Raw genomic sequence first — 9,258 nt, forward strand, 5'->3', positions numbered from 1 at the left:
CAACGGGCCCGAAACCGTCTCCGGTTCGGGCCCGTCTGGGGAAACTGAAACCCGGGGTTTCAGCTCCTTTGAAGCTACCTGTAGCGGCTACCGATTACTCGGCAACAACCGCCAGCTTGATAGTAACTTCAACATCAGTGTGCAGCTGCAGTTCGATGTCGAACTCGCCGACAGTCCGGAGCGGACCTTCTGGCAGACGAACTTCGCTCTTCTCGACTTCAGTGCCACCGGCAGAAACAGCTTCTGCGATGTCACGAACACCGATAGAACCGAACAGCTTGCCTTCTTCACCAGCCTTGGAGCTGATGGTGAAGGACGCACCTTCCAGAGCCTCGGCACGGGCCTGGGCAGCGGCCAGCTTCTCAGCGGCAGCTTTTTCCAGCTCGGCACGACGCTCTTCGAACGCCTGTACGTTTGCAGCCGTGGCAGGAACAGCCTTGCCATACGGCAGCAGGAAATTACGACCGTAACCGGCCTTAACCTTTACCTTGTCACCCAGGGAGCCAAGGTTTGCTACTTTCTCGAGCAGAATAACTTCCATCTCGTTAACCTCTTCGTGCTTTATTCAGCCGGCCCGGCGGGTTTTATTCGCCCCCGGATATCCAGCCAGCTATCCACAAAAGCCAGAACCAACAAAAGCATCATCAGACTCGGACCCAGCAGAACCAGTAGCACGTAGAATGCTACCAATGCCTGCCCGCCCCACTGTTTACGACCAACAAACCCGTGCACCAGTGCCAGCGAAGCGATGAACAGCGGTGTTCCCGCAGCCCATGCCAGCAGCATGGAATTGAGCCCCAGTAGCGGGCCTATCACCATGGTGACAGCGCACACAACCGCAATGGCCGGCGACAACCTCAGGGCATGGAATTCCTTGCGGAAACCTCCGGGGTTATACAGCCCCGCCTGCCATGCCCTCGCCAGCATTGTCATACCAATGGCCGTGGCGAAATAGGTGCCCGCCATACTGGCGTTCATGGTGTTGCGGATGATCAGCTCAAGTTCGCTGCCCAGTGACCGCGCCACCTCGGCGTTGTATTGCTCGTAAAACCCGACACCGGCCTGGACCAGTTCGTCCAGCAGTGCCGGATACATCAAGGGCATCATCAGCCCTGTCAGTATCATCAGAAAGGCGCCCGACAGCAGCGCTCTCTCCCAGGACAGCGATGTTCTGAGAATCGACGCCATCAGCATCACCTGCAACAGCACCACCAACGCGGTCGGATCCTGCCCGAAGGTGGCCCAACCCAGTGCGGGTAGTACTGCCCAGAGACCGATGTTCAGCCCCTGCCGGATGCCCAGTCGTAAAATGACCAGGCCGATAACTGCTGCGCCAATCCAGAACAGCAAGGGTAATGCAGTCGCAACTGCCGCAACCCCGCCGGCCTGCATGGGACCGCGCATTACATACTGTGCCAGTGCACGCATGGTCCCGGGTCCTGTCTATCTGTGCTTAGTGATCGTGGCTGTCCGTATACGGCAGCAGTGCCAGGTAGCGGGCACGCTTGATAGCGGTAGCCAGCTGACGCTGATAACGTGCTTTGGTGCCGGTGATGCGGCTGGGCACGATTTTGCCGGTTTCAGTGATGTAGCCTTTCAGGGTGTCCAGATCTTTGTAATCGATCTCTTTAACACCTTCTGCCGTGAAACGACAGAACTTACGACGTCTGAAAAAACGAGCCATAACGTAACTCCTAACTCCGGTTAATTACTCTTCTTCGTCCTGGGATGCGCTGCTCTGACGGTCGTCAGAATCAGCTGAACGACGCGGACGATCGTCTCCGCCGGAACGACGGTCCTCGCGGGACTCAGCGGCTTTCATCGGAGACATGTCGGTAACAGCCTCGTCGCGACGCAGAATCAGGTCACGGATGATGGCATCGTTGAACCGGAAGTTATGAGTCAGCTCGTCCATAGCGGCCTGTGAACATTCAACGTTCATCAGCACGTAGTGAGCCTTGTGAATCTTGTTGATCGGGTAAGCCAGGTGACGACGGCCCCAATCTTCCAGGCGATGTACCTTACCGCCATCTTCAGTGATGACGCTGGTATAACGCTCGATCATCGCGGGCACCTGCTCGCTCTGATCCGGATGTACCATGAAAACGATTTCGTAGTGACGCATGAGTTCTCCCTACGGGTTAAACAGCTTTCTTCTTTCGGCGATCCTTCCGGACCGCGACCCAGCGTGAAAGCAAGGAGGTGACAGCAAAGCTGCCGGCTTCTTTTTTGCTTTATCAACTAGGCACTTACGGGTAAGGCCAGATCAAAAGCGGCGTTTTGCAGCCCGGAATACAGGCAATACAAAACCGCCCCTTAAAAAAGGGGTCACGTATTCTAGGCCCAAGGGGCCTGCAGTGCAAGGATTAACCGAGTCGCTGGCGCAGGGCCTCATACAGGCAAACGCCGGTAGCCACCGACACGTTCAGGCTGTCGACATGGCCCTGCATGGGGATATTGATAAGCTGGTCGCAGTGTTCCCGGGTCAGCCGGCGCATGCCCTTGCCTTCAGCCCCCATCACCAGCGCGACCGGCCCCTTGAAATCAGCCTGGTACAGGCCGGCATCGGCTTCACCGGCGGTGCCGATCAGCCACACCCCCAGGTCCTTCAGCTCCCGCAGGAAGCGGGCCAGGTTGGTGACCCGTACAAAGGGCACGGTTTCTGCCGCACCGCAGGCCACTTTACGGGCCACCGGTGTGAGCGAGGCGGACTTGTCCTTGGGCACAATAACGGCCTGGACACCAACCGCATCTGCGGTGCGCATGCAGGCACCGAGATTGTGCGGATCGGTTACGCCATCAAGGACCAGCAAAAACGGCGGCTTGTCGCTATTGGACAGCTGGGCCAGCAGGTCATCTTCCGTCCATTCACGGCTTTCCGCCACGGCCGCCACAATACCCTGGTGGACGCCGGACACGCGTTCATCCAGCTCCCGGCGGTGCACTACTTTCCAGCGCACACCCAGGCCATCCAGGGCATCGGTCACCGATTTTACGCGCTTGTCCTGCCGTCCGGTCTGGATCCATACCTGCCGAAGCCGTTCCGGCTCCCGCTTCAGCACCGCATCCACGGCGTGCCAGCCAAATACATATTCCTGAGACACTAACGATCAATTCCTGTGTAACTGGTTACTTGCGGGGCTTGCGCTTCTTGCCTGCCGCCGGAGATTTGCCCTTGCCACCTTTGCGCGCTGCGTCCCTGGCCGCTTCAGCCGCCAGCTTTTCCTTGGCACTGGCCGGCTTGCCGGTACGCTTACCGCCTTTACCACCCTTGCCTGCACGATCGCCCCGACCACGGGACTCACGCTTGGACATATCCAGGGCATCGCGGTCTGCCGTGCGCTTCTTCGGGGTGCTGACCAGCTCCAGGTCAATCTTGCGATCTTCCAGGTCGACCCGCACCACCTTCACACGCACCTCATCACCCAGGCGGAAGCTGACTGCCGTGCGCTCGCCGATCAGGCGATGCTTGGCGGCATCGTGGTGGAAGTAGTCACCACTGAGGGTGGAAACGTGCACCAGGCCTTCAATGTAGATATCAGACAGTTCCACAAAGAAACCGAAAGGCACCACGGCGGCAATCACACCGTTGTACTCCTCGCCCACGTGGTCACGCAGGAATTCGCACTTCAGCCACGCCATCACATCCCGGGTGGCGTCATCGGCCCGGCGCTCGGTCATGGAACAATGCTCACCGAGCTGTTCCATTTTGGCGAGGTCGTAGGGGTACTCTGCCAGCTGCGGATCCGCCACCTTGGGTGACACCACATCCTTGGTCACTTCCGGATTATGGATGCGGGACTTGATAGCCCGATGCACAATCAAATCCGGGTAGCGGCGAATCGGCGACGTAAAGTGGGTATAGCTGGGGAAGCCCAGGCCGAAGTGGCCCGCTTCTTCCGGGCTGTAGACCGCCTGGCTCAGGGAACGCAGCATCACCATCTGGATGACGTTGGCATCCGGGCGATCCGCCACCTGCTCCAGCAACTGCTGGTAATCACCGGAGGTGGGCTTGTCACCACCACCCAGCTGCAAACCCAGCTCGCCCAGGAACAGGCGCAGGTTACCCAGACGCTCTTCCGACGGGCCATCGTGTACCCGGTAAAGCGCCGGCATCTTGTGTTTTTTCAGGAACCGCGCCGTCGCCACGTTGGCGCAAAGCATGCACTCTTCCACAATCTTGTGGGCATCGTTCCTGTGCACCGGAACGATTTCCTCAATCTTGCGCTCGGGATCGAACACAATCTTGGTTTCGGTGGTTTCGAAATCGATGGCGCCCCGCTCGGTGCGGGCACGGCGCAGCAGCTTGTACAGTTCATACAGGTTATGCAGGTGCGGCAACAAATCAGCGTAATGGCTGCTGAGCTTGTAGCCCTGCTCGGTATCCGGATGCTCCAGCATGGCACTGACCTTGTTGTAGGTCAGCCGGGCATGGCTGCGCATCACCGCCTGGTAGAAGGTGTAACCACTGATATTACCAGCGGCACTGATGGTCATATCCGCCACCATACACAGGCGATCCACGCCCGGATTCAGGGAGCACAGGCCATTGGAGAGCTTCTCCGGCAGCATGGGCACGACATGATCCGGGAAGTACACCGAGTTGCCACGCTGAATGGCTTCTTCGTCGAGCGGGGAACCCGGACGCACATAGTGGGATACGTCGGCAATCGCCACTACCAGGCGGTAGCCGCCACGGGGGCGCGGCTCGCAATAGATGGCGTCATCGAAATCCCGGGCGCTTTCGTCGTCGATGGTCACCAGCCGCATATTGCGGATATCCACCCGGTTGGCTTTGTCCTTCTCTGCCACTTCGGCAGGAATCGCTGCTGCCTGCTCACCCACGGCGGACGGCCAGCTGTGGGGAATCTCGTAGGAACGGATGGCTACATCAATTTCCATCCCGGGCGCCATGTGCTCACCCAGGATTTCGACAACCTGCCCTGTCGGCTGGGTACGGATTGTCGGCTGACGCAGAATCTGTACGACTACATACTGACCATGCACCGCCTTGCCTACGTGCTCGTCCGGAACCAGGATTTCCTGGTTGATACGGGCATTCTCGGGCACCACGAAGGTAATACCGCTTTCCTTGAAGAAGCGGCCAACGATCTGTTCGGTACGGTGCTCGAGCACTTCAACAATCTTGCCTTCCCGGCGACCACGGTCATCCACCTGGTCAACCCGCGCAGCTACACGGTCACCGTGAAACACCTGGCGCATCTGGCGCGCGGTGAGAAACAGGTCGGAACCGCCATCATCAGGAATCAGGAAACCGAAGCCGTCCCGATGCCCGACCACCCGGCCGGTTACCAGGTCTGCTTCTTCTATAGGCAGGAACGCATCCCGGCGGTTACAAATCAGCTGCCCGTCGCGGCACATGGCAATCAGCCGGCGGCGAAGGGCTTCTATACCTTCCTCGGAAGTTTGCTCAAGCTCCTGGCACAGAGTCTCATGGGTGGCCGGTGCCCCCCGCTCTTTCAGGTGCTGGAGAATAAACTCCCGGCTCTGGATGGGGTTTTCGTATTTCTGAGCCTCGCGACTGGCGTGAGGGTCTTTGTGTTCTTTCTTCCTGGAAACCATTCGGATCCTTGCTATCTGGCCGCGATACTGCGGCGGAATTCATTATCCCTGCAGTATAACGTTGGTATGTCGAACCTGCCTAACCAGGGGACAATTAATAGGCACAAATACGGCGAAAACTTTTTTTGAAAAAATGTTTGACAGCCCCGAACGGAATCATTAAAGTACGCGCCATCGGTTGAGGGGAACACCTCACCGGGCTGGCAGAAACGCTAAGTTTTCAACAAACTAACAGCGAATCTGCAAATCACCTGCCGAGGTGGTGAAATTGGTAGACACGCTAGCTTCAGGTGCTAGTGGGGGCAACCCCGTGGAGGTTCAAGTCCTCTCCTCGGCACCATTTCCTCCCCCAGGAAATGGCAAGATTGTCATCTGAACCGTAACCTTTCCTTATTTGAAGCTTTATTGTTCTCAAACAACTTCATCCGTCTGACTACGAACTACTATCTCATCGCTCGCAGCGCATCGAATGCCTATCAGATTCATCGACTTACAGAACTTATTCCGTTACGGAAAGGTTATGGGCTCGACACCTGCAACCCTCAATTATCAACAACTGAGGAAATTTTATAGTTCACGGACTGAACCCAAAAGTTCATCACACCCCACCTTATAAGCTCAAGCTTTTATCTGCAGAGAAATCCGTAGAAACGCGCCTCCAAAATCCTCACTGCACCAACCCCTTCTTCCTCTTTACCTTCTGGACACTCTCTTGGTATCTGCCAGAGAACACATCTGGAATCGCCTCCGTTCGAACTCGTGCCATTTCCGCCATCGAAAACCGTTTGTGCAAATCCTCCGAGAGGTAGGCACCGACGTTACTCCAGCTAGGCGCCTCTCCGTCCTCATAGACCATTTGGAGTGACACATAAATTTCAGCCTTCAGGAGTTCAACTCTTGATACGCTCAAGTCATCTAAGTACTTCTTGTAGATCTCCGAGATCACCTTTACCTTCCCGCCAAACATGGACTCAAGGTAACCAGAAGAAACGCCCAGCGTAGCAGCGATTTTTGCGCGAGAATAAGGCTTTACTTTGCCAGAGATGATTTGATCGAGATAGCGATCAATCCGTTCAATCGCAGCGGCGCTCCTGACTTTCCTTACGCAGGGCTGATCGTCATAGAGTATTTCTCCGTCAACGACTCGCAATCCTCTTTCTGAGTCCGGCTCTCTCCTAGCCCACTGAACCTTCGACCGACTCCGTTTGTTTGATTCGATTATTTCAGATGCGCTGACCCGCTTCATCAGAACATCTGCCCAGGGCACTTTCAGCTTCCCGAAAACGCGCTGAACACTTTTTAAAGCTGGCTTTGTTTCTCCCGTCATCCAGCGTTCGACACAATGCCTGTCCATTTTCAGGAACTCAGCGAATCGCGGGATTCCTTCAGCCGAGAACATATAGGCGATTTTCCGCAATATGGACTCGAGACTTTCCGTTTCAACTTGAGTCTGATCGACAACTCCCCGTACAAGGGAAGAATAAATTTCACTTTCTTTGCAGTCGGCGTCATCTCGCTTCGATAGAACGCTCTCCGATAGTGATTGCTCACAGTGATGACAGAACCCCACCTCACATTTGGTAGAGAGGTAGGGCTGAGCTTTAAGGCAATGCTGGCAATAATCTCTGAGTTTGCATCGATGCTTCACACAATGCGAGACGCCTTGTAGGCTCCAAGCGAGCCGATCATACTGCGCTCCATTCGAACAATCGTCATGATAGCAAACGGGGCACCACTGCTTGTTCTTCCTGATGAATCCGCGAGCGCTATGATCAATCTGATCATGAAGGTGCACAAAAGTCATAGCCGCGACCCAATGGTGGGCAAGGCCTGCCTGTGTCGAAATAGTCTCTATGATAGTGGTCGTTTTGGGAGTCAGAGAATTAAAGCTCGTGGCTATCTCATGATTCAGAAACCCAGGAGACTTTCCTGGATCAATCAGACTCCCCACCAGCAAAGATGGCTTAACAGAGTGGTGCCACGCGAGACGCCCAATGTATGACGTAAGGGACTCGATACTTTCTCCATCCCCTCTGATAGCAATCGGCCGGAGCGAGCTACGCGCTGCTGACCTAATATAGCTCTCATGATGCATGGATCGGGTCCCTCCCTGGCTTCCTAGTACCGGGACGGGAAGAAGAAGTTCCAGCTTTTTTCACCTTAACTTGGCCAGATGGTGTTGGACCGCGGCTGCCAATGAACTCACTCTTGAGCGAATCGATATCGGGCTGATAAAAGCTCGCCTCACCCTCTTTGATTTCCTCGATGATCCTTTGGAGGGCCTTAGGAGGATGCATTGTAGCCTCAAGATGTTTGACTTCCAGAGTGTCCGCACCATCATTTACAGCACGATTCATCGCCCGGTAGATCCAGTCCTTGAGAATACCGACGCAACCACAGCAGCGAATGTAAACATACTCAAGGTCTGGCCTTAAAAGCTCTTCATCTAGATCCATAGGGACGTGGGCAAGCAGGCCGCTATATGCGTTGAAGAAAGACTGCAGGTCACTTTGAACGCCAAAGTTATACCGCGAAAACTGCAGATAATCTGTTACCCGGTTCATCTGCCCACTCCAATCCATCATGAAGCACAACTCATAAGTTCCAATCCCCACGATTGCACAGTCTGTTCTTGAGGAGATGGATTTGAGGACATCGTAGTACTGCTCAACCTTCCCACCGCCATGTTTGAAAAGATGTTGCAACTCATCAAGGATCAAAACTCGTGTCCTTCGTTCTTTAAGAGCCTGCTCCATTTCGGTTCTCAGTCGACTAACCGTGATATGACCACCCGTCATTACCTGGCTCTTCTGATAATCAGTCGTCGTCCTTATATTGCATTTGTGGTCCACTAGCGGTTCATTGAGTGCGACGAGAACCTGCCTGTATAGCTCCTTCCAATCAAAACCACTTTGGGAGTCCATTCTTAGCTCCACGCAGACACAGGGAATACAGGCAGGATCTTCATGCCAGTCTGGAACAAGGTCTTGATACACATAGTCGGTAACTCTCTTGGCGAGAGTTGTCTTGCCTACCCCCGTAGGCCCAGCGACAACGACCATGTGTTTTCCCGTTCGCTCTTTGAGCGCAGTTACTGCCTCTTGAAACACTCCGTTCAACCTGTCATGCCGCAGGACAAAACCTGATGCGAAATACGCGCTTCGCTCCTCTGCACTCGCTTCAAAAACAGTTGCCGGAACCTTCGTTTGAGGGTGTCGCATTTAAAAATCCTCAGGGATAGGGGCTGAAAAATCGACCTCAAACTTCGGCCGCGCCGGGCATGTTGATTGATCCTCACAGGGTGTTACTGAAATAGATTCATGTACTGGTTGCGGGATGTCGACGATCGTCATTTTCTGCTCTTGGTCCTTTGCGAACTGTCCAGATTCAAGCCTGTCCTCGGTTTCATGAATATCATGGAACCAGCTAGCAATTCGGTGCATCGTTACGCTTCTTGAAGCGTTTACATTAGCTGATGTCTTGCGGCGCTCCTCAAGCAGACAATGAAGTTCTCGCTCTGTTCTTCCGTGAAACGTCTCGTAATGACTAATAACCTGACATTTCAGCCAGCTGCCCTTAACGAAGGCATACACATAGCCAATATCAAAAGGGTCATAGCGAACCGGCACTTTCTCCTTCCGGCTACCCAACGACCTACTAAGGAGTTCAAAAGTA

Annotated in this window: 9 protein-coding genes, 1 tRNA gene and 1 pseudogene; 1 reads left to right on the plus strand and 10 read right to left on the minus strand. The window is 54.9% G+C overall.

Going from position 1 to position 9,258, the window contains the following annotated elements; genetic code table 11:
- Positions 1 to 94 precede the first annotated feature (94 nt).
- The 6 genes from rplI to rnr form a co-directional block, all read right to left on the minus strand.
- Complete coding sequence (gene rplI, locus Q668_RS01590; RefSeq protein WP_022987835.1) at positions 95 to 541, minus strand: 50S ribosomal protein L9; 447 nt, start codon at positions 539 to 541, stop codon at positions 95 to 97.
- A 20-nt stretch (positions 542 to 561) separates the two neighbouring features.
- Positions 562 to 1,428, minus strand: coding sequence for a hypothetical protein (locus tag Q668_RS01595; protein ID WP_022987836.1), 867 nt, complete (start codon positions 1,426 to 1,428; stop codon positions 562 to 564).
- 25 nt (positions 1,429 to 1,453) lie between these two features.
- The gene (gene rpsR, locus Q668_RS01600) at positions 1,454 to 1,684 is read right to left on the minus strand and encodes a 30S ribosomal protein S18 (protein ID WP_008937282.1); all 231 of its coding nucleotides are present in this window, start codon (positions 1,682 to 1,684) and stop codon (positions 1,454 to 1,456) included.
- A 24-nt stretch (positions 1,685 to 1,708) separates the two neighbouring features.
- A complete protein-coding gene (gene rpsF, locus Q668_RS01605) occupies positions 1,709 to 2,125 on the minus strand; it encodes a 30S ribosomal protein S6 (protein ID WP_022987837.1) in 417 nt (138 codons plus the stop codon).
- Positions 2,126 to 2,366: 241 nt separating this feature from the next.
- Positions 2,367 to 3,104, minus strand: a complete 738-nt coding sequence (gene rlmB, locus Q668_RS01610; RefSeq protein WP_022987838.1) for a 23S rRNA (guanosine(2251)-2'-O)-methyltransferase RlmB — start codon at positions 3,102 to 3,104, stop codon at positions 2,367 to 2,369.
- A gap of 25 nt (positions 3,105 to 3,129) precedes the next feature.
- On the minus strand, positions 3,130 to 5,583 hold the full coding sequence (rnr, locus tag Q668_RS01615; protein WP_022987839.1) for a ribonuclease R: 2,454 nt from the start codon (positions 5,581 to 5,583) through the stop codon (positions 3,130 to 3,132).
- A 253-nt stretch (positions 5,584 to 5,836) separates the two neighbouring features.
- On the opposite strand from rnr, the gene Q668_RS01620 reads away from it, so the two are divergent.
- Positions 5,837 to 5,923 (plus strand) — tRNA-Leu (locus Q668_RS01620).
- A gap of 327 nt (positions 5,924 to 6,250) precedes the next feature.
- Here Q668_RS01620 and Q668_RS17360 read toward each other — a convergent pair.
- From Q668_RS17360 to Q668_RS17045, 4 genes and pseudogenes are all read right to left on the minus strand, one after another.
- On the minus strand, positions 6,251 to 6,982 hold the full coding sequence (locus Q668_RS17360) for a hypothetical protein (RefSeq protein WP_022987840.1): 732 nt from the start codon (positions 6,980 to 6,982) through the stop codon (positions 6,251 to 6,253).
- 240 nt (positions 6,983 to 7,222) lie between these two features.
- Positions 7,223 to 7,678, minus strand: a pseudogene (locus Q668_RS17715) (TniQ family protein); the annotation flags it as partial.
- A complete protein-coding gene (locus Q668_RS01630) occupies positions 7,668 to 8,804 on the minus strand; it encodes an ATP-binding protein (protein ID WP_022987841.1) in 1,137 nt (378 codons plus the stop codon). The gene Q668_RS01630 and the pseudogene Q668_RS17715, both read right to left, overlap by 11 nt.
- On the minus strand, positions 8,805 to 9,258 hold a 454-nt coding region (locus tag Q668_RS17045; RefSeq protein WP_227498254.1), incomplete at its 5' end, for a hypothetical protein.

It is taken from the genome of Marinobacter sp. ES-1 (genome assembly GCF_000475255.1).
GTDB lineage: Bacteria > Pseudomonadota > Gammaproteobacteria > Pseudomonadales > Oleiphilaceae > Marinobacter > Marinobacter vinifirmus.